This window comes from Amycolatopsis sp. GM8 (genome assembly GCF_021653975.1).
In the GTDB taxonomy this organism is placed as follows: domain Bacteria; phylum Actinomycetota; class Actinomycetes; order Mycobacteriales; family Pseudonocardiaceae; genus Amycolatopsis_E.
On sequence record NZ_JAJKFK010000004.1, the window covers coordinates 66753 to 90560 of the forward strand.

Annotated in this window: 26 protein-coding genes; 23 read left to right on the top strand and 3 right to left on the bottom strand. The window is 67.5% G+C overall.

Annotated elements, in window-relative coordinates:
* Positions 1-24 precede the first annotated feature (24 nt).
* From LOZ83_RS19000 to LOZ83_RS19025, 6 genes are all read left to right on the top strand, one after another.
* Positions 25-1134, top strand: a complete 1110-nt coding sequence (locus tag LOZ83_RS19000; RefSeq protein ID WP_236792182.1) for an LLM class flavin-dependent oxidoreductase — start codon at positions 25-27, stop codon at positions 1132-1134.
* A gap of 2 nt (positions 1135-1136) precedes the next feature.
* Positions 1137-2090 carry a 3-carboxyethylcatechol 2,3-dioxygenase gene (locus LOZ83_RS19005; protein ID WP_236792183.1) on the top strand — a complete coding sequence of 318 codons (954 nt, stop codon included), beginning with the start codon at positions 1137-1139 and terminating at the stop codon, positions 2088-2090.
* Positions 2091-2137: 47 nt separating this feature from the next.
* A complete protein-coding gene (locus LOZ83_RS19010) occupies positions 2138-2842 on the top strand; it encodes a dienelactone hydrolase family protein (RefSeq protein ID WP_236792184.1) in 705 nt (234 codons plus the stop codon).
* 11 nt (positions 2843-2853) lie between these two features.
* Positions 2854-3657, top strand: coding sequence for an alpha/beta fold hydrolase (locus LOZ83_RS19015; RefSeq protein ID WP_236792185.1), 804 nt, complete (start codon positions 2854-2856; stop codon positions 3655-3657).
* A complete protein-coding gene (locus LOZ83_RS19020; RefSeq protein WP_236792186.1) occupies positions 3654-4415 on the top strand; it encodes a 2-keto-4-pentenoate hydratase in 762 nt (253 codons plus the stop codon). The genes LOZ83_RS19015 and LOZ83_RS19020 overlap by 4 nt, the downstream gene beginning before the upstream one ends.
* A 102-nt stretch (positions 4416-4517) precedes the next feature.
* Complete coding sequence (locus tag LOZ83_RS19025; protein WP_236792187.1) at positions 4518-5552, top strand: AraC family transcriptional regulator; 1035 nt, start codon at positions 4518-4520, stop codon at positions 5550-5552.
* Between the two features lies 1 nt (position 5553).
* Here the strand turns inward: LOZ83_RS19025 and LOZ83_RS19030 are convergent, their stop codons facing one another.
* Positions 5554-6864 (bottom strand): TetR/AcrR family transcriptional regulator, encoded by a 1311-nt coding sequence (locus LOZ83_RS19030; RefSeq protein WP_236792188.1) that lies wholly within the window; start codon positions 6862-6864, stop codon positions 5554-5556.
* 146 nt (positions 6865-7010) lie between these two features.
* On the opposite strand from LOZ83_RS19030, the gene LOZ83_RS19035 reads away from it, so the two are divergent.
* The 9 genes from LOZ83_RS19035 to LOZ83_RS19075 all read left to right on the top strand — a co-directional run bounded on the left by LOZ83_RS19035 (position 7011) and on the right by LOZ83_RS19075 (position 17625).
* Positions 7011-8624 carry a hypothetical protein gene (locus LOZ83_RS19035; RefSeq protein ID WP_236792189.1) on the top strand — a complete coding sequence of 538 codons (1614 nt, stop codon included), beginning with the start codon at positions 7011-7013 and terminating at the stop codon, positions 8622-8624.
* The gene (locus LOZ83_RS19040; RefSeq protein WP_236792190.1) at positions 8621-9112 is read left to right on the top strand and encodes an SCO family protein; all 492 of its coding nucleotides are present in this window, start codon (positions 8621-8623) and stop codon (positions 9110-9112) included. Before LOZ83_RS19035 ends, LOZ83_RS19040 begins: the two co-directional genes overlap by 4 nt.
* A gap of 49 nt (positions 9113-9161) precedes the next feature.
* Positions 9162-9551, top strand: a complete 390-nt coding sequence (locus LOZ83_RS19045) for a tautomerase family protein (RefSeq protein ID WP_236792191.1) — start codon at positions 9162-9164, stop codon at positions 9549-9551.
* 198 nt (positions 9552-9749) lie between these two features.
* Positions 9750-10571, top strand: coding sequence for an IclR family transcriptional regulator (locus LOZ83_RS19050; RefSeq protein WP_236792192.1), 822 nt, complete (start codon positions 9750-9752; stop codon positions 10569-10571).
* A gap of 70 nt (positions 10572-10641) precedes the next feature.
* Entirely contained in the window at positions 10642-12219 is a 1578-nt protein-coding gene (locus LOZ83_RS19055) for a carboxylesterase/lipase family protein (RefSeq protein WP_236792193.1), read from the top strand.
* Between the two features lie 156 nt (positions 12220-12375).
* Positions 12376-13719 (top strand): MFS transporter, encoded by a 1344-nt coding sequence (locus LOZ83_RS19060; RefSeq protein ID WP_236792194.1) that lies wholly within the window; start codon positions 12376-12378, stop codon positions 13717-13719.
* Positions 13720-13867: 148 nt separating this feature from the next.
* Complete coding sequence (locus LOZ83_RS19065; protein ID WP_236792195.1) at positions 13868-14962, top strand: LLM class flavin-dependent oxidoreductase; 1095 nt, start codon at positions 13868-13870, stop codon at positions 14960-14962.
* A gap of 44 nt (positions 14963-15006) precedes the next feature.
* Positions 15007-16323: a M24 family metallopeptidase gene (locus tag LOZ83_RS19070; protein ID WP_236792196.1), complete on the top strand. Its 1317-nt coding sequence runs from the start codon at positions 15007-15009 to the stop codon at positions 16321-16323.
* 60 nt (positions 16324-16383) lie between these two features.
* Positions 16384-17625: a flavin-dependent oxidoreductase gene (locus LOZ83_RS19075; protein ID WP_236792197.1), complete on the top strand. Its 1242-nt coding sequence runs from the start codon at positions 16384-16386 to the stop codon at positions 17623-17625.
* A gap of 13 nt (positions 17626-17638) precedes the next feature.
* Here LOZ83_RS19075 and LOZ83_RS19080 read toward each other — a convergent pair whose 3' ends face one another.
* The gene (locus LOZ83_RS19080; RefSeq protein ID WP_236792198.1) at positions 17639-17812 is read right to left on the bottom strand and encodes a hypothetical protein; all 174 of its coding nucleotides are present in this window, start codon (positions 17810-17812) and stop codon (positions 17639-17641) included.
* Positions 17813-17829: 17 nt separating this feature from the next.
* Here LOZ83_RS19080 and LOZ83_RS19085 point away from each other — a divergent pair, with 17 nt between their 5' ends.
* Entirely contained in the window at positions 17830-18471 is a 642-nt protein-coding gene (locus tag LOZ83_RS19085; protein ID WP_236792199.1) for a hypothetical protein, read from the top strand.
* A gap of 17 nt (positions 18472-18488) precedes the next feature.
* Here LOZ83_RS19085 and LOZ83_RS19090 read toward each other — a convergent pair whose 3' ends face one another.
* A complete protein-coding gene (locus tag LOZ83_RS19090) occupies positions 18489-19055 on the bottom strand; it encodes a YbhB/YbcL family Raf kinase inhibitor-like protein (protein WP_236792200.1) in 567 nt (188 codons plus the stop codon).
* A 65-nt stretch (positions 19056-19120) separates the two neighbouring features.
* Here LOZ83_RS19090 and LOZ83_RS19095 point away from each other — a divergent pair, with 65 nt between their 5' ends.
* The 7 genes from LOZ83_RS19095 to LOZ83_RS19125 all read left to right on the top strand — a co-directional run bounded on the left by LOZ83_RS19095 (position 19121) and on the right by LOZ83_RS19125 (position 23716).
* Entirely contained in the window at positions 19121-19582 is a 462-nt protein-coding gene (locus tag LOZ83_RS19095) for a MarR family winged helix-turn-helix transcriptional regulator (RefSeq protein WP_236792201.1), read from the top strand.
* Between the two features lie 75 nt (positions 19583-19657).
* Positions 19658-19864, top strand: a complete 207-nt coding sequence (locus LOZ83_RS19100) for a hypothetical protein (RefSeq protein ID WP_236792202.1) — start codon at positions 19658-19660, stop codon at positions 19862-19864.
* Positions 19861-20526, top strand: a complete 666-nt coding sequence (locus LOZ83_RS19105; protein WP_236792203.1) for a response regulator transcription factor — start codon at positions 19861-19863, stop codon at positions 20524-20526. The genes LOZ83_RS19100 and LOZ83_RS19105 overlap by 4 nt, the downstream gene beginning before the upstream one ends.
* Before the next feature lie 52 nt (positions 20527-20578).
* Entirely contained in the window at positions 20579-21307 is a 729-nt protein-coding gene (locus LOZ83_RS19110; protein WP_236793481.1) for a GntR family transcriptional regulator, read from the top strand.
* 136 nt (positions 21308-21443) lie between these two features.
* Entirely contained in the window at positions 21444-22223 is a 780-nt protein-coding gene (locus LOZ83_RS19115; protein ID WP_236792204.1) for a hypothetical protein, read from the top strand.
* Positions 22224-22227: 4 nt separating this feature from the next.
* Positions 22228-22845, top strand: coding sequence for a nitroreductase family protein (locus tag LOZ83_RS19120; RefSeq protein WP_236792205.1), 618 nt, complete (start codon positions 22228-22230; stop codon positions 22843-22845).
* A gap of 154 nt (positions 22846-22999) precedes the next feature.
* Complete coding sequence (locus tag LOZ83_RS19125) at positions 23000-23716, top strand: GntR family transcriptional regulator (protein WP_236792206.1); 717 nt, start codon at positions 23000-23002, stop codon at positions 23714-23716.
* Positions 23717-23808 lie beyond the last annotated feature (92 nt).

Below are 23808 nucleotides of genomic sequence, written 5' to 3' on the forward strand. Positions count from 1 at the left end.
CTAGCGTCACTGACATCGATCCGAATGTCAGAGTGGACGGAGCATCCCGTGGTCAAGTCATGGCTTTTCGAGATTTTCAGCTACCCGTACGATCCGGACCCCGCGAAGTTCGATCCGCGGCTGTGCAAGGAGCTGTACGACTGGAAGCTCGAATCCTGGGTCGCCGCCGAGGAGCTCGGATTCGACGGGGTTTTCTTTTCCGAACACCATTTCACGCCGTACAGCATCAGCCCCTCGCCGAACCTGCTCGTGGCGACGCTGGCCCAGCGGACCAGCCGGATGAACATCGGGGTGATGGCCAACATCACCGCCTTCCACAACCCTCGCCGCCTGGCCGAAGAGGGCGCGATGCTCGACCACCTCACCGGTGGCCGGCTCGAGGTCGGCATGGGGCGCGGAGTCGACGAGCCCGAATTCCTCCGCGAAGGCATCAAAATGGAAGAGACCCGCGCACGATTCGAGGAATCGGTCGCGCTCATCCAGGCCGCTTGGAAGCAACCCACCTTCACATTCAAGGGTGAGTTCTACAATTACGACAACGTCGGCATCTGGCCCCGGCCCCTGCGACCCAATCTGCCGATCTGGGTGACCGCGCTGAGCCCGCAAACAGTGAGCTGGGCGGCCAAACAGGGCTTCAGGTTCACCTCGGTCTTCTCACCGACCGACAACATGCGGTCCGTTTTCGAGGGGTACAAGAAGGCGGCCGCGGAGGCCGGCCGCGACGCGGAGGCCGGCGATATGGGGGTGTGCCGCAATGTGGTCATCGCGGACTCCGAGCAGGAGGCGCGCGATCTCGCGGAACCAGCTTTCGACGCGTTGTTCGCGGCCTTCAAGGAAGCCGCGGTCTTCCACGATCTCGACAACGTGCCCACCGGCTACGAGCACTACCAGTCCTTCTTCCGCCCCTTCGCCGGAGAGAGCGTGTCGTTCGACGCGCTGATCGAGATCGGGGCGATCTGCGTCGGAACGCCGGAGACGGTCCGCGACCAGATCGTGAGCCAAGTGGAGACGATCGGCTGCGGGCACTTCCTCAACTGGGGATCGTTCGGCAACCTCACCAAGGAGCAGACGATGCGTTCCTACCAGCTGTTCGGTGAGCACGTCGTGCCCGCCCTGCATTCGCTGAACGTGTAACGATGGCCGCCGAGCTGGCCCTGGTCTGCACATCGCACACCCCACTGCTGCGGATCGCCGACCCGGGCGAATCCGTCGCGCGGCGGGTCGACGAGGCGCTGCACGGCGCCCGGGAGTTCGTCGATGCGTTCGACCCCGATCTGGTCGTGATCTTCGGGCCCGATCACTACCAGGGATTTCGTTACGAACTGATGCCGCCGTTCTGCGTCGGCACGGCGGCGACCGCGGTGGGGGACTACGGCACCAGTGCCGGTGAGCTCGACGTACCACAAGCACTCGCCGACGAGCTGATCGCGCATCTTCTGGCGGCCGATCTCGACGTCGCCATGTCCGAGAAAATGGTCGTGGATCACGGTTTCACCCAGCCGCTGGACATCTTGTTCGGTTCGAGCGCCGCGAAACCCGTACTCCCCGTCTTCGTCAATTCGGTTGCCGAGCCGCTGGGGCCGATGCGCCGGATCAGGCACCTCGGCACGGCAGTGGGGGAGTTCGCCGAGCGACTGGACGGCAAGGTGTTGCTTATCGGCTCAGGTGGGCTGTCCCACGATGTGCCGGTCGCGCGACTGCGAGAAGCCGCACCGGATGTGGCCGCCTATCTCGTGTCCCAACGCCGCACCCCCGCTGAACAACAGGCGCGCGAGGAGGCGGTTTACCAGGCCGGGCAGGACTTCGCGCGCGGCGAGTCCACGCTCCTGCCACTGAACCCCGGTCTCGACAGGCAGATCCTCCAGCAGTTCGAGCGGGGCGACCTTTCCCAGTTCGACACGATGAGCGTCGAATGGCTCGGCGCCCAGGGCGGCAGCTCGATTCACGAGGTGCGGTCGTGGCTCGCGGCACACGCCGCGCTGCAGGTGGCCGGACCCTATCGCACCGAATCTTCGTTCTACCAACCGATCCCCGAATGGATCATCGGTTTCGCGGTGACCACCGCGCGGCCCCGAGCAACGATCAGGTGAGAATAATGGTGGAGAAAGAAATGGTCGTCCAGACCAATGACGGGCCCATGACTGTCACGATTCGTCATCCCGATGGGGGCGGCCCGTTTCCCGTCGTGATCGTCTATCACGACGGACCGGGGCTGCGTGCGGACATCCACGATGTCACCCGCACCTTGGCGGACGCCGGCTATTACGCCGTCCTGCCGGATCTCTATCACCGGCTCGGGCGGCAGATTTCCTTTGACCTGGCCGGAATCGGCCAGGGGCCGGGGTCGCCGGAGTTCGACCGGCTGATGGCGGCGGTCACGTCGCTGGGCGATGACATGGTGCTGGCCGACACGGCCGCGGTGCTCGAAGCCACCGCGACGGACACCGCCGCCGGCCCGGGCGCCAAGGCCGCGATGGGGTTCTGCATGGGCGCGCGGTTCACCCTGCGCCTGCTCGCCGCCGACCCCACTGGGTTCGCCGCCGGCTCGGCTCTTCATCCGTCGAATTGCGTCACGGACGATCCTGACTCGCCGCACCGCAGCATCGGCAAGATCTCCGCCGAACTGTTCGTCGGCCTCGGCGCGGCGGACACGCTGTCGCCGCTGGAGCTGAACCAGCCGCTACGCGACGAGCTGGGCGCGCCGTCGGTGAAGGCGACTGTGGAGGTCTTCGACGGCGCCGACCACGGGTTCATGTTCCCGCAGCTACCGGCCTATCAGCAGCACGCGGCGTCGGTCTCGTGGGACCGCACCCTCGACCTGTTCCGCCGAGCACTCGCGTGAAAACGCAGGAAGTGACCACTGGTGCGGACACGACGCACCTCGTGACGGCGGGAAACGACCACGGCGAGCCGTTGCTGCTGCTCCACGGGACTGGGCCGGGTGCCACGGGAGCGCTGAGCTTCCAGCCACTCCTGCCGAGCCTCACGGCGTACCGGTGCCTGATGCCGGACTTGGTCGGGTTCGGGCACAGCAGCCATCCACAGACCCTGGCCGCGGGTCCGGGACCATGGTTCGCGCGGCGCGTCGAGGCAGTACTCCAGCTGCTGGACGAGCTCGGGCTGGACCGTGTGCACGTGGTCGGGCACTCCTACGGTGCCCGGGTGGCGCTGGAGCTGGCCATCCGCGTACCCGAGCGGATCCGTCGGGTCGTTCTGCTGGCGGCAGGTGGGACACCGGTCAAGGCGAACCTGCGGAAACTGACCGGCTTCTACCAGAACCCGAGCGAGGCCGCGATGCGCGCGCTGGTGAGCGCACAGTTGTCCCATGGCGATGTCCCCGGCTTCGACGACTACGTCAGGCAGCGTTTCGCCGTCGCGGCCAGGCCCGAGGTCCGGCGGTCGTTCGAGGCTGCCATGGCATCCGGAGAGCCCGCGCCGGTCTACGACGAGCCGCTGCTCGCCGCCGTCCCCCATGCGGTGCTTGCGGTACATGGGAAAGACGACGCGACGATCTCGCCGGCCGCCAGTCTCTTCCTGGCAGAGCACCTTCCGCACGCGGACTTGCACCTGTTCGCCGATTGCGGGCATCTGGTGCAGTTCGAGGTTCCCGCTCGGCTCGGCGCCCTGATTCACGAGTTCGTGGCGGTGGGAGCGTGATCAATGTGAACGAGCTGGCCGCAAAGCTGAGCAGAGCAGCCGCGGACCGCGAGGTGATCACCCAGCTTTCGATCGAGCACCCCGAGCTCGATCTGGCTACGGCCTACCAGGTGCAGCGCGAACTGCGCTCGGCCGCGGGCCCGCTTGCCGGGTGGAAGCTGGGCGTGACGTCGCGGGCCAAACAAGCCCAGGTCGGCCTCACGAACCCGATCTACGGCTTCCTCGCCGCCGCGGCCGCGCTCGACCTGGGTGAACGACTGGACACCGCGCAGCTCATCCATCCGCGCTGCGAGCCCGAGATCGTGTTCATCCTCGGCCGCGACCTCGACGGCCCGCACGTGACCGCGGCGAATGTGCTCGCCGCGTCGGCCAGTGTCGCCGTCGGGATCGAGGTGCTCGACTCCCGCTACGCCGACTACGAGTTCACGATGACCGACGTCGTCGCGGACAACACTTCGGCAGCCCGGTACGTCGTCGGCACGCCGGTGAGCCCACGGGACATAGACCTTCGTTCGGTCGGGGTCGTGCTGGCGAAGAACGGGACGGTCGTGGCCACCGCGTCCGGTGCGGCTGCCCTCGGTCATCCGGCGGCGGCCGTCGCGTGGCTCGTTCGGCAGCTCTCGACAACAGGGGAGGGCCTGCGAGCCGGCGAGATCGTGCTTTCCGGCGGCCTGACCGCCGCGGTTTCCGTCGGGCCCGGTGATGTCGTCACCGCGTCGATCGACCGGCTGGGCTCGCTCGACCTCGGCTGCGACTGAACATGTTCGGACTTCGGCTCAGGCGGTTCGTTTTCCGGACTGCCCGCGGTGGGTGGCGGGCACTATGGTGTGACGAAGCTGCCGAGTGGAAGGTACTCGACGATGACGTCGGAAAGCCTGCTGCGCACGAAGGATCTCGATGAGGCGTGCGGGTTTCTCACCAGTGTGTACGCACCACACCACATTACGGCGCTGGACAGTGGCCGATTCGGATTCAGTTTGCGGGTGCTCAACGCCGAGCGGCTGCGGATCGGATACAGCAATTTCACTTCCGACGTCCGGCTCGACGTCCCGCCGCCGTCCTTTTATGTGTTCTGCTACGCGCCGGTGGGATCCGTCGACGTCACGTCTGGGCACCAGTCCGCCTCGGTTTCCCGTACCACCGCGGCGGTTTTGACGCCCAACGCGCCCTGGCGGTTCGAACGCTGGACCGACGACAGCACACTGATGGCGATGCGGATCGACCGCGCCGACCTGGAGGACGATCTGTCCGCCATCCTGGGGAGACGCGTCGTCGAGCCGATCACCTTCGGCGACAAACTGGACCTCACAAAGGGACGGGGCGCCGATTTCGCCCGTGTCCTCCGGCTCCTGCAGGACGATGACGGCCAGCCGAGCGAACTGGCGCGGCAGCATCCGGTCATGGCATCCCATCTGGGACAACTGGTCCGGTCGGCGCTGCTCATGTCGCAGCCGCACAATTACTCGGACGAGCTCTACGAGGATCGGCGTTCGTGCCTGCCCACCGCGATACAACGGGTCGTCGATGTCATCGAAGACGACCCGATGCGCGTGAACAGCGCGCCTGAGATCGCGCGGATCGCCTGTATCAGCCTGCGAGCGCTCGAAAAGGCATTCGTCCGGCAGTTCGGCATACCTCCGATGGCTTACCTTCGCCAGGTCCGGCTCGCGCGCGCACGGAACGAGCTCATCCACGGGGACCCTGATGTCCTCACCGTTTCCGCGGTGGCGCTCCGCTGGGGATTCGGCCACCTGGGTCGTTTCGGCGCCGCCTACCAGGAGCGGTACGGCGAGCCACCCTCGCACACATTGCGACGCGGAACCCGCGGACTCGAATTCGTGGTTTCGCGACCATCATGGTTCGAAATGGGGTCGTCCGAAACCTACCCGCGATGACTCAGCGGCTCCGCTCGCGCACCCGGTGCGCGACCTCGCGGCCGAGTTCGTCGATTTCGGCGATGGCGTCCGGGTGGCCCGCCGGGTCCGCGGTGAAGGCGAATTCCCACAGGGCGCCCGTGATCTCGACGTGCAGCTCGTGGTCGAACAGGTCTCCGGCGGGCTCGACGAACCGGGCGACGGCGTCGCGCTGGCGGGCCGCGGCCACCCGCCGGTAGTACGTGTGCATTTCCTGGAGCGTCTCGGAAGCCCGCCGGTCGAACCACAGCCGCCGGAGGCCGGGGTGGCGCGCAAAGAACTCGCGGTGCGCCGAGACGCTGTGCGCGACCAGCGTGTCCCAGTCGTGGGGTGCGGCGCGGACGGCCTCCTCGCCGACGGACAGGAGTTCGTTCATGAACTCGTAGGCGACGGTCGCCACGAGCGAATCCAGATCGTTGAAGTACCGGTAGACGGAGGCGGGGGAGGCGCCGGCGGCATCCGTGATACCGCGGATCGTGACGTTCACGCCATGCGGCCCTTCGGCGTCGATCAGCGACGAGGCCGCCGCGAGGATCTCCGCCCGTCGCTTCCGTCCCCGCTCCTGTGGCGGCTGTTCCGGCCGCCAACCGGGGAGGACCACGGCCTCCACATCCCGTACGTCTGGCTGCTCCGCGGGAAGAGGCACGGGACCGGGAGCCGCGATCCCGAACCGGCGGTGGAGGAAACGCCCGGCCAGCGCGCCTACTTCCGTGATCACCCGCGGATCCCCGGCGTCGTCGAGTTCGAAGGCGAGCTCCCAGAGCACGCCGACCATCTCGAACAGCATCGCGTAGGTCAGCGGATCGTGCGGCGCCGTGGTGAAGGCGCCCATCCTCTTGCGCAGCATCTCGGCCAGCTTCGCGCGGAAATCGCGGTGGATGGCGACGACCTTCTCGGTGGCCCGCCGGTCGAACCACAGCTCGCGCAGACCCGGGCGCGCCGCGAAGTAGCCGCGGTAGGTGGCCACGACGACGTCGAGCAGCTCGTCGATGGAGTCCATCGGCTCGCTCGTCGCGGCCTCGACGACGGCGCTGAGGTCGTCGCCGTACTCGGCGGCCACGGCGGCGATGACCGAGTCGACGTCCGGGAAGTAGTGGTAGATCGACGCCACGGGCGTGTCGGCCGCGCGGGCTATGGCACGGAGTGTGACCGCTCGCCGCCCCTTCGCGCCCATCGAGTCGATGAGGTCCGAGGCGGCTCGGATGATGTGCGCCCGGCGCGTCCGTCCACGCTGTTGAGGAGGCAGGGCCGGTACCGCGGAAGGCAGTGGCGGACGCCCCGCGGGAGTTGACACCACTCGATGCTATGGCGCGGCCGGACGGGGTTGCAACCGACGCGCCGTCACCTTAAAGTCGAACATGCATCACGTTCGACTTCGTGCTTGACGAGGCGTCGCGCGGTTCGGTCGTAGACATCAACGCTGATCTCTGAGGAGCGGGCATGACGAGCACTATCGAGGGCGGTCTCAGTACCGGAGGAGCGCCGGGCCTCGTGCAAGCGCCGCTCCTGTCGGATGAGCAGGTCGGGCACATCCGGCACGTCGACAACCTCTCGCGGCTTCCCCGCGGGGATTGGCGTCACATGGCGGGGCCGCTGCCCTTCCAGGAGGACTTCAGCGCTTACCGCTACCAGCTCGGGTATATGAGTCTGGCGATGGCGTTGGCGCACTATCACCAGTTGCCGGCCGCGCCGGCGGTGTTCAAGGGGCAGCTGGATCGGCTGATCGGGAAGATGCTCGAACCCGACGCCTGGTCGTACTGGCGGGACACCAGCACCCAGGGCGGCTACGGGCCGTTCACCCTGCCCCGCCTGCCCAGCCGTACCGATCCGGTCGCGGTGGACAACATCATGTACAGCGCCTATCTGCAGGTCATGACGCTGATGTACACGATGTTGTTCGACGACCACACCTACGAGCAGCCCGGGTCACTCTCGTTCAGTATGCGACCCGTCCTGTGGGGCAAGGATCGCCACGAGCGGTTCGAGTATGACCAGCGATCCCTCAACGAACGCATCTACTGGAACATGGTCGAGAACGGCTACCTCGGCGTCGCCTGCGAACCGTTCTGCGTCTTCCAGGTCTGCAACCAGGTCCCCATCCTCGGTTTCCGCCTGCACGATCACCTCTACGGCGGCGACGTCGCGACCGAGGTCACCCAGGGCTATCTGAAGGCGTGGGAGCAGTTCGGGGGTGGCGTCAACAAGAACGGGCACTTCGCGAGCTACATCGTCCAGCGCAACGAGCTGCTGCCCGAGGACGTTCTGCTCGATCGCGACTCCGCGTGGACCGACGGCTGGCTCGGCATGCTGATGAACATGTGGCGACCCGAACTCGTCCGGAGCGTCTACCAGAACAAGATCGAGCAATGGCTCGACCGGGGACGGGACGGCCTCATCTCGGTCCGCAACCTCTCGCGCCTCCCCGGCAGCGCCGACCTGGTCGAACTCGGCACGCTCGGCGAGATCGGCTGGCTGGCGGCGTGGGCGTCGGAGATGGGCGATCGCGAGGTCGCCGACGGGCTGCTCGGTCACGCGGACACGTTCATGAACCCGCAGTGGGAGAACGGCGGTCTCTACTACCCGCGCCGGGACGAGACCTACGACGACGCCGGCCACTTCGTCGCCGTCACGCCCACCGTCAGCAACGCCACCTTCCCCTACGCGCGCCTCAACGTCGCCGACGGGTTGCGGACGCTGTTCGAACGTCCGTGGGCCGACGGCGAGCGTTCGAGGCCCGCGCTCACCGAGGTGCACCAGCAAGTCGACGTCCGCCGCGCCTGGTACCACGAGGACACCCGCTGCCTGCAGCTGGCCGTCAGCCCCATGCACGGCCTGTCGAGTGCGACGACGGACCTGGTGATCTCGCGTGTCTGGGACCGGGGTCCGTGGGTGCTGGCGGTCGACGGCGTCACCGTCGCCCGAGGCGACGAGGGCCGCGTCGAGGCGACTCCCGAGGGGCGCCGGCTCCAACCGGAGCGCGTCGGCGACGGGTTGCGAATCTCGCTCGACCTGCGTGGCCGCGCCGACGTCGAGATGATCTGGAGCGCCGCGTGAGCGCCCCCGTTGTGCCGCGATACGCACTCGTCGACCACCACGGTCGCGATGTCACGGAGCAGGACTTCCTCGGTCGCTACCAGCTGGTCTTCTTCGGCTTCACCCACTGCCGCATGGTCTGTCCGCGCGCCCTGACGAAGCTGAGCACCGTGCTCGACGACCTCGGGCCGCTGGTCGACCGGATCCAGCCGCTGTACATCTCGGTGGATCCGGAGCGCGACACGCCCGAGGTGATGCGCGCCTTCCTGGAAGAGAACTACCCGCGGTTCCTGGGACTGACGGGTAGCCCGGAGGCGGCGGAGGCTGCTCGCTCCGCCTTCCGCGTCTACGCCGGTCGCGGCACCGACCCGGAGGACCCGGAGGGATACGCGGTGCCACACACCGCCCTGACCTACCTGCTCGACCCGGCGGCGACCTACCTCGCGCACTTCCCGGACGTCCTCGACGCCGACGACATCACCGCCCGGATCCGGGAGCTGGTGCGGTGAGCGGCGGGACCCATCCTCGATTCGAGTACGACACGTTCGGAGATCGCTGATGCCCTACTACCAATTCACGGTTCCCGCCGGCGGGGCGACGCTGCGGTACAAGGCCGAGATCGCCGCCGCGGTGACCAAGGTCCACAGCGAGGTCACCGGTGCTCCCGGCACCTACGTCCACTGCTCGTTCGCCGAAGTCCCGCCGGGCAGCATCTTCGTGGCGGGCAAGCCGGTCACCGGGCCGCGGATGGTCGGGCTCATCCGCGACGGCAGGTCCACCGAGGTCCGGGCGCGGCTCCTGCACGGCATCGCCGACGCCTGGTGCGCGATCACCGGCGACGCCAAGGAGGACCTCGCCCTGTTCCTGCAGGAGATCCCGGGCGCGAACGTGATGGAGGACGGCGTCATCCTGCCGGAGGTCACCGAGGAGCCGGGCGCCATCTACTGAGCCGGGCGCGTGCCCGCTGCCGTGGCAGTGTCCACAGTGGACCTGCTCGCCGGGGCACGCGGATCGGGCCAGGGGTTCGACGAGGTAGGGTACGGTCGCGCCGCTGTCGAGCCCCGTCCTTCTCCAGCGTGGAAGTTCTTGACGGTGGAAGCCGGTCGGGGCAACAATTGAGCTCGTCCCGGAACGGCAGGATCTGCAATGACGCTGGATGCATTCGAGTACCACAAGCCGAGCTACCCGATCGATTCGGTCGACAATGCATTGCGAGCTATTCACATACTCCGCGACTTCGGTTCGACCCGGGTGTCCGACGTGGCGAGGATCCTGGGCGTCGCCGATTCCACCGCCCACCGGATCATGTCGATGCTCGTGTACCAGGGTTTCGCCGTCCAGGACGACCAGCGCCGCTACTGCGCCGGCCCGGCGATGAGCACTCCCGTCATCGTCTCCGACTGGACGCGGGTGACGCTCGAACTGGCTTACCCGGTGCTCGACGCCCTCGCGGCGGAGCTCGACGAGAACGTGTGCCTGGCGGCCCGGCTCGGCGTGCACACCCGCGTTCTCTTCTCGGTCGGGCCGCACGACGGAGACCACGTCCCCGAGCGCACGGGCAACGTGCTGCTCGCGCACCTGAGCGCGGCGGGCCGCGCGCTGCTGGCGCTGCTGCCCGAGGCGCAGATCGAGAACCTGTACCGCGGCCAGGCCGCCGAGGCCCGTGGCTTCAGCCTCTCCGACACCGACTACCGCATCCTGCTCGACGAACTGGAGGACACGCGCCAGCGCGGGTTCTCCCGGTGCTCCGAGACCATCAACCGGGGGATCTCCGGCATCGCCGTGCCGGTCACGTCGCCGCACACGCCTCCCGTGGCCATAGTCGTCACCACGCCTCCGGCGCGCCTGCGCGGGCTCTACCAGGATCCACGGAGGCTGAACCGGATCTTGCAGGCGCGCGACGACGTCAGGGCCGCGCTGGCCAGCGAGACCACTCACGCCGAGCAGGTGTCGGAGCTGATCGCCTGACCTGCGCGCCGTCTCTTCTTCAGAGCAGAAGAGACGCGTCCGGACCGCCGTCTCGTGCCAGCATCCCTGTGTGCACGAGGACGTCAGCGTCGACAGCGGCACCGTCAGGGGAACACTCCTGCCGGATGCCAAGGTCCGCCGTTTCCTGGGCATCCCGTACGCCGCCCCGCCGACCGGCGCGAACCGCTGGCGGCCACCGCAACCCGTCGTGCGCTGGGCGGGGGTGCGGGATGCGATGGAGTTCGGACCGGCGAGCTGGCAGCTCGCGCCGCCCTCGCGATCGCTCTTCTCCGGCCAGGAGTCCGACTTCAGCGAGGACTGCCTGACCCTCAATATCTGGACCGGGCTCGAGGGTGACCAGGACCGGCCGGTCCTGGTGTGGATCCATTTCGGCGCCTTCACCTTCGGCTCCGCGGCCAATCCGCTCTACGACGGTGCCCGCCTGGCGAGCCAGGGGATCACCGTGGTGGGCATCAACCACCGGCTCGGGCGGCTCGGGTTCCTCGCGCACCCGGAGCTCTCGGCCGAGACCGAGTACGGCGGTTCCGGGAACTACGGACTGATGGACCAGATCGCGGCACTTGAGTGGGTGCGGCGCAACATCGAGCCGTTCGGCGGCGACCCCGGCAACGTCACGCTCGGCGGTGTCTCGGCGGGCGGCGACAGTGTCCACAAGCTGCGCTGCTCGCCGCCGGCACGCGGGCTCTTCCACCGCGTGATCGCGCACAGCGGGCCGGGAGTCGCGCCCGCGATCGACGGTCCGGGGAACCCGGCGTACGCCTCGACCCTGGGGGCGGCCGAACAGGCGGGCATCGAACTGTTCGCATCCCTCGGAGTCGACTCGGTCGACGACGCGAGGAAGGTCGATCCCGAGGTGATCCTGCGCGCGGATCTTCCCCGGACGCGCGGCGAGTGGATCTCCGATTTCGCCCCTGGCGGCTTGAGTATGCATCGGTTCGACACCGGCTACCCCGTCATCGACGGGTACGTGCTCACCGAACCCGTGCCGCGCTCGTTCGCGGAAGGACGCGCGGCGGACGTTCCTGCCATCCTCGGGAACGTCACCGATGAGCAAGCCGGCGCCCGTTACCTGCCGACCGTGGCGGCGTATCGGGAGTACCTCACGGAGAAGTTCCGCGACCTCGCGGCAGAGGCGTTCGCGCTGTATCCGGCCGCGGACGACACCGCGGTGAAGAGGGCGAGCTGGTCCCTCGCCGGCGACGAGATCTTCACCATGTCCTCCTGGAACGCGGCAATCCTGCACAGCGAGAACCTGACGTCGCCGGTCTGGCACTTCCGGTTCGCGCGGGAACCGCCCATTCCGGCCGGTTCCGAGGTGCTGGAGGGGGCGGAAGCGGGCGCTTTCCACACCGCCGACGTGCTCTATCTGTTCGGAACGTACGCGAATCGTGACTGGGCCTGGACCGGCGCGGACCGGGCGCTGGCCGACCGCATCCAGCGTTCGTGGATCTCCTTCGCCCAGTCGGGGGACCCCACCAATGGGGGAGAGATCGAGTGGCCCGCCTTCGACACCCGGTCGCCACTCACGAAAGTGTGGAACCTCGAGGACACCGTGGAGGACATCATGGACCGTCGCAAACTCGCCTTCTGGCGCGCCTACCGATCCGGGCCCGGGTTCGCCGGCTGAGCGGGCCACGGACGGTTTTCTTCGAGGAAGAAGTTCGCGCCACGGCCGCGCGCGCTGCGGCATAGTCATTCGACGCAGGCCGCATGACAAGCCGCGCGGATGATTCGGGTTCACCCGTCAAGTCATGAGTCCGAATGAGTTCAAAGGAGTACTCACATGGCTCGAGTCCCTACCGGCGCCGACAGTCTCACGGCATCGGCCACCACCCACCCCCGCCGGCAGATGCTCTCGCTCGCCGCGGTGGGCAACGTGTTCGAATGGTTCGACTTCACGGTGTACGGGTTCTTCGCTCCACAGATCGCGGCGACGTTCTTCCCGTCGACGAACCCCCTCACCGGACTGCTCTCGACCTTCCTCGTCTTCGTCATCGGCTTCCTCGCACGACCGATCGGCGGGCTGTTCTTCGGCCGGCTCGTCGACAGAATCGGCCGGAAGTCCGTCATGCTCACCTCGATGCTCCTGATGGCCGCGGGCGCGTTGCTCATCGGTATCGCGCCGGGGTACGCGACCGCGGGTGCGCTGGGCGGGATCGTCGTCGTCATCGGCCGCCTCTGCCAGGGGCTTTCCGCAGGTGGAGAACAGGGCTCTTCGGGGATGTTCCTCGTGGAATGGGCCGGCCCGGGGCGTCGAGCCTTCTACGGAAGTTTCCTCAACTCGGTCGCGACCACGGGTGTGCTGATGGGTGCCCTGTTCGGTGCCCTCCTGACGACAACCCTGGGGAAGGAGACGGTCACCGCCTGGGCATGGCGGATACCCTTCTTCGTCGGCGCCGCGCTGGCACTGGTCGTACTGTTCCTCCGCCGCAGTCTCGAGGAGACGCCCGTCTTCCGGGAGGTCCAGGCGGCGCACAAGTCGGTGCAGAAGGCGGAGGCCGACGCCGAGAAGACCACCAAAGCCACCAACCGGATGGGCAACGGCGGCGTCTTCATCGTCGTTATCGGCCTGTGTGCGCTGTGGGCGACCACGACCTTCATCACGCTGGTGTTCACGCCCACCTTCGCGTTCTCCATCGTCGGGGTCAAAGCCTCCGGCTCCCTGTGGGCCGTCGTCGTGGGTGCGGCGTTGACGTCCCTGCTGATTCCGTTCGGCGGGGATATCTCGGACCGGATCGGCCGGCGCCCCGCGATCTTCTTCTCCGCGATCGGCTACCTCGTCCTGGCCCTCCCGCTCTTCGCGCTGATCACGACGACCAAGGCGTTCTGGGCGGTGCTGCTGCTCGAAGTGGTGATGGCGTTCTTCTCGGCCCCGATCCTGGGTGTGGGCGTCGCGACCATCGTGGAACTGTTCACCGGGCGGCACCACGGTCTGCTGGTCTCGTTCAGCATGGCGGTGGGTGTCACGATCTTCGGCGGCTTCGGTCCCTACATCTGCACGTGGCTGATCAAGGTGACGGGTCAACCGCTGTCCATCTGCTACTGGATCCTGTTCGTCTCACTGCTCACCCTCGTCGCCACCTTCTTCATCCCCCGTGATCTGCACAAGCGAGAACTCGGGCAGTGATGTCGTCCACGTCTGTCCTTTCCGGACTGGTCCGGCGGCACCGCTTCCTTCCTCCAGAACTCCGGCAACCGCCGGCCATAAGGTATGTACCGTTCGAAGCGCACCGATTCACGCGCAGTACCGCAACGCCACGCAACGGAGAAACTCGATGCTGAGCCACAACAAGTTCCAACTCGGGCTGTTCGCCTCCAACTGCTCCAACGGCATGACCATGACCAAGGCGCCGGAGCGATGGGAAAACACGTGGGAGAACAACGTCCGGGCGGCGCAGCTCGCCGACGAGGCGGGCCTGGAATTCATGCTCCCCGTCGGCCGGTGGAAGGGCTACGGCGGCGAGACCGACAGCCAGAAGAGCTCGTTCGAGACCATCACCTGGGCGACCGGACTGCTGGCCGTCACCAAGAACATCTCGGTGTTCGGGACCGTCCACGTCGCACTGATCCACCCGGTGTTCGCGGCGAAGCAAATGGCGACCGCGGACCACGTCGGCCGTGGGCGTTTCGGGCTGAATGTGGTGGCGGGCTGGAACGCCGCCGAGTTCGGCATGTTCGGCGTCCCGCTGATGGCTCACGAGGATCGCTACGCCTACGCCGAGGAGTGGCTCTCGGTCGCCAAGCGGATCTGGAGCGAGCCGGAGCCGTTCGACTACAATGGACAGTTCTTCCAGCTCAAGGACGTCCAGGGAATGCCCGGTCCGTACCGGGGCGAGGCCCCGCTCGTCATGAGTGCCGGCTCGTCGCAGGCCGGCAGCGCGTTCGCGTTCCGCAACGCGGACTGCCTCTTCATGGTCATCAACGACCTCGACAGCATGGCGAAGCAGGTCGCCGATCTGCACGCGATGGCAACCGACCGGAAGTTCGGGGTCTTCGCGAGCAGCCATCTCGTGTGCCGGCCGACCCGCAAGGAGGCCGAGGACTACTACCACTACATCGTCGACGAAATGGGCGACTGGGCGGCGGCGGACTACATGGCGAAGGCGCGTGAGACCGGGAAGTCCATCGAGAAGGAGACGCTGCAGCAGAAGCAGATGAAGCGGCGCTTCATCGCCGGCTCCGGCACCTGGCCGGTGGTGGGCAGCTACGACGACGTCGTCGAGACCTACAGCCGGTTCAGTGCGGCCGGACTGCAGGGCGTCGCGGTCGGACTGATCAACTACATCGACGAGTTCCCGCATCTGCGTGACGAGGTACTGCCCCGCATGGAGCGAGCGGGGCTCCGGGAGCCCGTACGCGTCACGCGTTGAGAGCAGGAAAGCACGCCGGCGATACCCAGCAAGGAGATGCACTGATGCCTGTCCCGACCAATCCGCCGTACCCGGCCGTCGCGTTACCGCCCCACGCGAAGCCGACCACGGTACCGATGCAGTTCATGCCGACTTTCTCGCTGGCGGAACGCGATTCGCGATGGGACACGCTTCGCAAGAAGATGATCGTCGCCAAGATCGACTGTCTGGTCTTCCTGGGCAACGACATCTACTACGACATGGGAACGGCCAACCTCCGCTATGTGTTTCATGTCGGCGGGAAGATCGCGCCCTACGGGGCCTTCTTCCTCGACCGGGAACCCATTCTGTGGAACTCCGTTCCCCACATGAACCGACCGTACAACTTCAACCTGTCCATTCAGGACTGGGTGTCGGACATCCGCATCTTCGACGGTATTCCGGTCATCGCGGGGGAGCTGCACGACCAGGGCTACGACCGGGCGCGCATCGGGCTGGTCGGGTTCTCCTCAACCCTCGCCCCACTGACCCTGCTGCAGGGTGAAGTGAACACCCTGAAGGCCGGGCTGCCGATGGCGGAGTTCGTGGACGCCAGCTGGATCCTCGAGGACATGAGGATCATCAAGAGCGAGGAGGAGATCTCCATGCTCCGCAAGGCCGGCGTGATCGCGCGGAAGACGATCGACGCCCTGCTCGAGGTGGCGAAGCCCGGGGTCCCCGAGGCGGAGGTCTTCGCCGAGATGATCCGGACGCAGGTCGCGAACGGCGCCGAGCCCAACGTGTTCAACCTGTTCAACTCCGGCCCGGTGGAGCATCCGGAGACGGAACTGTGGCATCTGCTGCACGGGGTGGAGCAACCGCAGATTCCTTCCATGCGCCCGCTCGCGTGGGGCGACATCATTCTCACCGAGTACCACACGAAATACGCCGGGTACTCGTGTCACACCGAGTACACGGTTCATCTCGGGAAACCTCCGCAGCGGTTGCTCGATCTCTATGAGGTTTCCCTGGAATGCCTCGACATCAGCCGTGAGGTCCTCAGGGAGGGCGTCACGCTCGGCGAGGTCCTGGACGCAGTGCGGGCGCCCGCGGACCGGGCGAAGCTGGACTGGGTCGAGCTCGGATTCCACGCGATGGGCCTCGCCTCACCGGAGACCCCGACGGTGGTCTACCGCGACGGGTACGGCTCCGACGCGCTGAACGGGCACAACCTGCGGAACTTCGTCCTGAAGGACGGCATGTGCTTCGGCAACAACATCGACCTCCACGATCCTTCGTGGAAGGTGGATGTCGGCACGATGTTGTCCGACTTCATGGTCGTGCGGAAGGATTCCGCGGAACTCCTGGTCGAAACACCGAGGGAGCTCGGCGTCGTGACCTAGGGCGGTGGAGGCGATCGAGGCACACTCCCGCACGACGGACAGCTCGAGGAGACACACACAATGAGAATTGCCATTGCCGGTGGTGGAATTGGCGGGCTTACCCTGGCCCTCGCGCTGAACCGGCGCGACCCCGGCCTGGACATCGACATCTTTGATTCCGTCCCCGAGTTCAAGCCGCTCGGGCTCGGCATCAACCTGATGCCCCATGCCATCCGGGCGCTGGACGAGCTCGGCCTGCGTGACCAGCTGGCGGCGGTCGCCGTGGAGGCGCGCGAATTCGCGTTCTTCACCCACCACGGGCAGCTCGTGCACCGCGAGCCCTGCGGTTTGTTCGCCGGTTACGACTACCCGCACTACTCGATCCACCGGGGCGAACTGCACACCATTCTGTATCGCACGGTCTGCGAGCGGATCGGGGCCGACCATGTGCACCTGAATCACCGGTTCACCGGGCTCGAGCAGGACGACGACCAGGTCCGCGCGAACTTCGCGGACGATCAAGGGCGCGCCCACGAGACGTTCACCAGTGACGTCCTGGTCGGTTGTGACGGCATCAATTCAGGTGTGCGGAAGACCTTTTACCCGGACGAAGGGGAGCCGCTCTTCCACGGCATCAACATGTGGCGCGGTGTCACGAGGATGAAACCGTTCCTCACGGGTGCGAGCGCGACCCGGATCGGCGCGCTGTTCCTCAGCGGGAAGCTCGCCGTCTATCCGATTCGCAACTATACGGACGGTTCCGGTGACCAGTTGGTCAACTGGGTCGCCGAGGCGGTGACCGACGAGCAGTCCCCGTGCGACTGGAATGCCCGCGGCAACCTCGACGACTTCCTCCCGATCTTCGAGGACTGGACGTTCGACTGGCTGGACTGCCCGAAGATGCTGCGCGGCAGCGACTTCGTCCTCTCCTATCCCATGGTCGACCGCGACCCCGTGGATCGATGGACATTCGGACGCGTGACCCTGCTGGGAGACGCCGCGCATCCGATGTACCCCCGTGGCGGGAACGGTGGCGCGCAAGCGATCCTCGACGCGAGGGCGCTGGCGCAGGCACTCGACGAAGGCGACGATCCGCGTGACGCGCTCCGGGAGTACGAGTCCGTCCGCCTGGAGACGGTCAACAGGATTGTGCTGACGAATCGTTCGGCTCCGCCCGACAAGATTATCGAAGTGGTCGAGCAGCGCACGTCCGGCGAGAGGTTCGACCGGATCGAGGACGTCATTTCGGCGGACGAGATCAAGCATATTCACGAGGGATACCAGCGGGTCGCCGGATTCGACAAGCAATCGGTCGCGAGGTAGCGGTTCGGTTCCTTCATTGATCAGCGGTCGCGTCCTCGGGTGGTGTTCCGGCGAGGCGGGCCTGCAGCCGTTGGCGGATCTCGTCGGGGGTGTAGGCACGGCGGCGGCGCTCCTCACGAACGATCACCGCTCCGGTGGCGGCGACTCCGACGAGCCCGGCCAGGCCGACTATCTTCCAGCAGCGCATCTGCCTAGGCTAACGCTGTGCCGGGCACCGAGCTGGATCTCGACGAGGCCGTCGCCATCACGCGCACCGGCGACCTGTGGTTGTTCCGCGGGCGTACCGCGGCCGACCGCACTATCCGGGTCGTGACGAACAGCCCGGTCAACCACGTCGGCATGTCCGTGGTGATCGAGGACCTCCCGCCGCTGATGTGGCATGCCGAGCTGGGGGCGGCCCTGCCGGACATCTGGTCGGGCAGCCACCATCGGGGCGCACAATTGCACGACCTGCGGCGGGCCGTTGTCGTGTGGGCCGAGAAATACCAGCAGCGGGTCTGGTTGCGGCAGCTCCATTATCCGGTCGGCCGGGCGATGGAGGACGCCGCCCTGCGGACGATAGCCCGGCTCGACGGCACCCCGTTCCCTTCGACGGCCCGCCTCGCCTCGCGATGGCTGTGGGGACGGCTGCCGTCCCGGAAACGGACCAAGAACGACCTCGACCTGGAGACCGCCTATTGCGCCGAGATCGTCGCGATCACGTATGAAGCCATGGGATTACTGCCGCGCGGACGGCAGCCCAACTGGTACGACGCCGGACGCTTCTGGAGCGGCGACCGGCTCGACCTGATCGAGGGCGCCGAACTGGGTGGCGAGATCGCGGTGTCCATGCCGGGCCCGGCCTGAGGCTCCCGGTCGCCGGGCTAGCGGATTTCGTAGGTTCCGTCCAGCCGGGCGCGGCCGGTGATGTGGCCCGCGATGACGGTGATCGCGTCGTCAAGGGTGAAGCCGGTCGGCAGCTCGGGGGCGCGGTCGAGGGCGAAGAGCTGGAACACATAGGCGTGGGGCCCGTGTGACCGGATCGGCATGGGACCGGCCCAGCCGCGGTGGCCGAGCGCGCCTTTCCCGTGCCGGAGCCCTGGAATCGGGCTGGGATTGGCGAGGGCGTTCTCCGGGATTCCGCGCAGCGACGGGTTGATGCCCACGGTGAGCGCATGGGTGGCAGGCGTCCTGCGGGGCGCGTCGGGATCTTGCACGACGAGCACGAGTTCAGCGGTGCCGGCCGGTGGCTGCGTCCAGGTGAGGGCGGGGGAGATGTTTGCGCCGAACAGCCTGCCGCGGTGTTGTTCCGGTATGGCTGCCCCGTGGTCGAAGGCGGGGCTGGTCAGCGTGAAGTTCTCCGGGGCCTGCAGGTCGGGGCGGGCCCAGACGAGGGTGTGCTGGCCGGCGCGCCGGTTACGCAGTGCGATGCCGAGGGGATTCGCGGGCATGAATTCTGCTCCTCACTGTGGCGCCACCCAGCGGTCGCTCACTTCTTTAGGTATACTAAAGAGCTATGCGGAAGGATGCAACCGACGGGCGGTCAACCGAGGCGCAAGAGGCCGACCTCGGTGGACAGGTGCGCTCCGCCGTCGGACGCCTCTACCGCCGCTTCCGCAGTGAGCGCCCCGAAGGCAGCCTCGGCGACGCGGCACTGGCCGTGCTCACCCGCCTCCACAAACACGGACCACAGACCCTCACCGAACTCAGCGAGCACGACCGGGTCTCCCCGGCGTCCATGAGCCAGACCGTGAACCGGCTGACCTCGGCCGGCTACGCCGTACGCGCCCGCGACCCGGACGACGGCCGCAAAGTACTCTTCAGCGCCACCGCGGGAGGCCACGAACTCGCCGGCGCCGCCCGGGCGCAGCGCAACGCCTGGCTCGACGGACAGCTGCGCGCCCTCAGTGCCGAAGACCGCGCCGTGATCGCCCGCGCCGCGGCGTTGTTCACCAGCATCGCCGACGCGGACTCCTGAGGACCGCGACGTACTTCCACGGAGGAGGCCCTGACCAACGCCGTCCGGCACGCCGGTCCCGGCACCACCGCCACCTTGCTCGTCGACTACCTGCCCGAGGCGCTGCGCGTGGTGCTCACCGACGACGGCGCGGGCGCGGCCCAGCCGGCGCCCGGGGGTGGCAATGGCCTGCCCGGGATGCGGGCCCGGGCCACCGCCCTCGGCGGCGCCCTGCACGCCGCGCCGGACGGGACCGGGTTCCGGGTCACAGCCATCCTGCCCACAGCGGAGGAACGGCCATGATCAGCGTCCTGCTGGCCGACGACCAGTCCCTGGTCCGCGCCGGCCTGCGCGCCATCCTGGAGACCGCGCCGGACATCCGCGTGATCGGCGAAGCCGGCGACGGGGCCGCGGCGGTGGCGGGTGCGCGACAGCTCCGGCCGGACGTGGTGCTGATGGACATCCGCATGCCGGGTTCGGACGGCCTGGAAGCCGCGTGCCGGATCGCCACCGACGACCGGCTCGCCGCCGTGCACGCGGTCATGCTGACCACGTTCGACCTGGACGAGTACGTGCTCGAGGCCATGCGCCTCGGTGCTGCCGGCTTCCTGGTCAAGAACTGCGAACCGGAGGAGCTGCTCCGCGGCGTCCGGGCAGCGGCAGGTGGCGACGCGTTGTTGTCCCCAGGCGTGACTCGCCGCCTCATCGCCGAATACGCGGCCCGCGCCAAACGCCCGCCCACCGTGACCGCGAAAATCGACACCCTCACCGGCCGCGAACGCGCGGTACTCGCGCTGGTGGCCACCGGCCTGACCAACGACGAGATCGCCGAACGCCTGGAGATCAGCCCACTCACGGCCAAAACCCACGTTTCCCGCACGATGCTGAAGCTGGGCGCCCACGACCGCGCCCAGCTGGTGGTCATCGCCTACGAGTCCGGAACGGTCCGTCCCGGCTGGTCCTGACGCGTTTCGTTCAGGAAAGGCTCGTCGGTGGGGAGATATGGTATTGGGTACAGTGCTTTTGTTCGGTGTGGTCGCCGAGAAGGGTGGGGTTCGGTTCATGTCGGAGGCCGGTGGGCTGGCGCCGCTGACGGAGCGGCCCGAGAACCTGACGAACATCGTGTTCGCCGCCATTCGGGACCGGATCGTCGATTCCTCGCTCCCGCCGGGCAGTTCGGTCAGCGAGGCGATGCTGTCGAAGCAGCTCCAGGTCAGCAAGACGCCCGTCCGCGAGGCGTTGCTCCGGCTGCGGCACATCGGCCTGGTGGAGTCCACCTCGCGCGGGTTGCGAGTGGTGCAGCCGTCGATCGCGGGCATTCGCGACGCGTTCGAGTTCCGTGCCGGAATCGAGGCCATGGCAGGGCGTTACGCCGCCGATCGTGCCACCACCGAGCAGCACGATCGGATCGTCAAGATGGCAGCCGACTCCCTGACCGCCGCCCGCGACGGGCGGCGGGGGGATTTCCTCAGCCACGACCAGGACTTTCACCTCGCCGTGGCGCGGGCCGCGCGCAACGAGGTGCTGTTCCAGGCGGTCGAGAATTCGATCGTGCTGACCCGCGCGCTGCGCTGGCGCGATGTCCACGTCGACCGCGACTTCGTCCCGGACGCGCACGAGCACGTGGCCATCGCCGATCTGATCCGGGCCGGCAGCCCCGACCTGGCTTCGGCCAAGCTCGCCGAGCACATCCACCGCATCATGCTGATCCTCCTGGACGTCTACCCGGGCGAGGCGGACCAGTAGGTCCCGCCGAAATCGACGACCTGACCGCCCATGACCGGCAGGAAGGTTCCGTCGTGCGGGACGGTTCCGGGCATCGTGGCGGCGCTCGCGTGCCAGTCTTTGTGCTGGCGTCGAGTGTCCACATGAGAGGGTGCAGATGAAGTCGTATTGGCTGGTCACAGACGGTGCGGGTGGATCGCGGATCGAGGCGCTCCCGTTGCCGTACGCCTACGTCGGCCCCACCGCGACCGACGCGGACCGGCACCGCATGCCGCCTCCCGAACTGGCACGGGAAGTGCGCGCGGTCCGCTCGATACGATCAGCCGGCGGCGGCGTGGCTGCTGGGGGAACCGCCGTAAGGCGCCTGCTGTTCCTGGTTTCGGGATCGCTCACCGTCGCCACCGCGGACATGACAGCGGTACTGGACCCCGGGGACGTCCTCTTCGTCGATGACCTCGCTTCGAACAAGCACACCCTCACCTATCGCGGAGACGCGCGGGCGCTCGAGGTCGAGGTGACCGATTCCTGGACGCCGCAAGGATCCGTGGCACCCGTGCTCGCCGACGACGCCCGGCGAGCCGATGCCGATCCGCTGCTCCGCGAGATGTACGTGGCCGACGGTAAGGCGAATTTCCGTTCCCTCCCAGGGTTTTTCGAGGAATCGTCCGACACGGCGCGGCCGATCCAGGCGCTGTCGTTCGTGGGTCTGTCGCCCGACTCGTTCGGTGACTGGCACACCGAGAAGCCCATCAGCCTGGTCTTCGTGCTGGCCGGAGGTTTCGAACTCGAGGTGGGTGGCACCGGCGGCACGCAGGTCTTCCGGCCGGGCGACGTGTGCGTCGTGCGTGACCACGACGGGCAAGGGCACCGGACACGCACGCGCGGTGAGACCCGGTTCGCCGCCCTGGTGCTGGCCCCCGAATCCGTGGAGGGCTGAGCGCGTGGACATCTTCGAGGCCATGGAGACCTGCCGGTCGATCCGCCGCATGCGTCCGGATCCCGTTCCGGACGAGGTGCTGGAAAAGCTCGTGCACTACGCGACCCGCGCGCCGAGTGCCGGAAACACCCAGCTCTGGCGCTTCCTGGTCGTCACCGACCAGCGGGACCGGACCTGGTTCCGCGACATGCTCGTCGACGCGGTCGGTCCCCGGCTCGCCACGATACCGGCGGAAGACGATCACTCGGACGCCGCACGGAACGCGCGACGGTACCGCCGTTTCATCTTCGAGTTCGACAAGATCCCGGCATTCATCATCACCGCCGTGGAGAACGCGTTCCCGTCCAAGGAAAACCCCGACCCGCAGTTCATGTGGTCGACCGTCTACGCCGCCACCCAGAACCTGCTGCTGGCCGCGCGCGCGATGGGACTCGGCGCCGCGATGACCACCAACCACCTGGAGAACGAGCCCGCCGTTCGACAGCATTTCGGGATTCCCGAGGACTTCGCCCTGGGTGCGACCATCCCGCTCGGATATCCGGAAGGGCGGTATGGGCCGCTGACCCGGCGCCCGGCCGGCGAGGTGATCTTTCGTGATCGCTGGGGAAACACGGCCGCTTAGCGCCGGCCTGATCGAGCTGCCCGGCCCGCATCGCCCGAATGGCCTACTCATCTGATATATGAGATGTTAAACTTGGTGGCTACTTTGTTACGTTCTCGAAAGCCGGGCGGGACGCCCGGTCCGTAGCCACCGGATGGGAAGGCAGATCTGTTCCATGTCGAACGCGGGTACCGCGTCCGGGGCGCGGCCGGTGCTCGCTCCGCTGACGACGCGTCCGGAGAACCTGACGACCAGGGTCTTCACGGCCATCCGCGATCGGATCGTGGACTCGTCGCTGCCACCGGGTAGCGCGGTGAGCGAGGCGATGCTGGCGAGCCAGCTCCAGGTGAGCAAGACGCCGGTACGGGAAGCCCTGCTCAGGCTCCGGCATATCGGACTGGTCGAGTCGACCTCGCGCAGGTTGCGGGTGGTGCAGCCCTCGGCGGCCAGGATCAGGGATGCCTTCGAGTTCCGATGCGGTATCGAGCGGATGGCGGCGCGCTACGCGGCCGGCCGTGCCACGCCGGAGCAGCTGGGCCGGATCGTGGACCTGGCCGGCGCGTCGCTCGCCGCCGCGACGGAAGGCCGGGTCGCGGACTTTCTGCGGTACGACTTCGACTTCCATCTGGCGGTCGCGGAGGCAACCGGCAACGAGGTGCTGCTCCAGGCGGTCGAGAACGCCGTCGTGCTGACCAGCACCCTGCGGCGGCGCGACGTCCGCGTCGACCGGGACTTCGTCCGCGACGCGGACGAGCACGTCGGCATCGCCGAGCTGATCGCCGCCCGCAGTCAGGACCGGTCGGCCGGCAAGCTCGCCGACCACATCGACCGGATCATGCTCAACGTCCTCGAGCTCTTCGCCGCGGAAGCCCCGCTGACGAACAACCACTGATCGCGCCGTCGGTCCGGTGTCACTCGAATTTGGTCGTTGACCACATTCCATACGCCATATACCGTACGTCAATCAGTTGGTCCGCTCCTCTG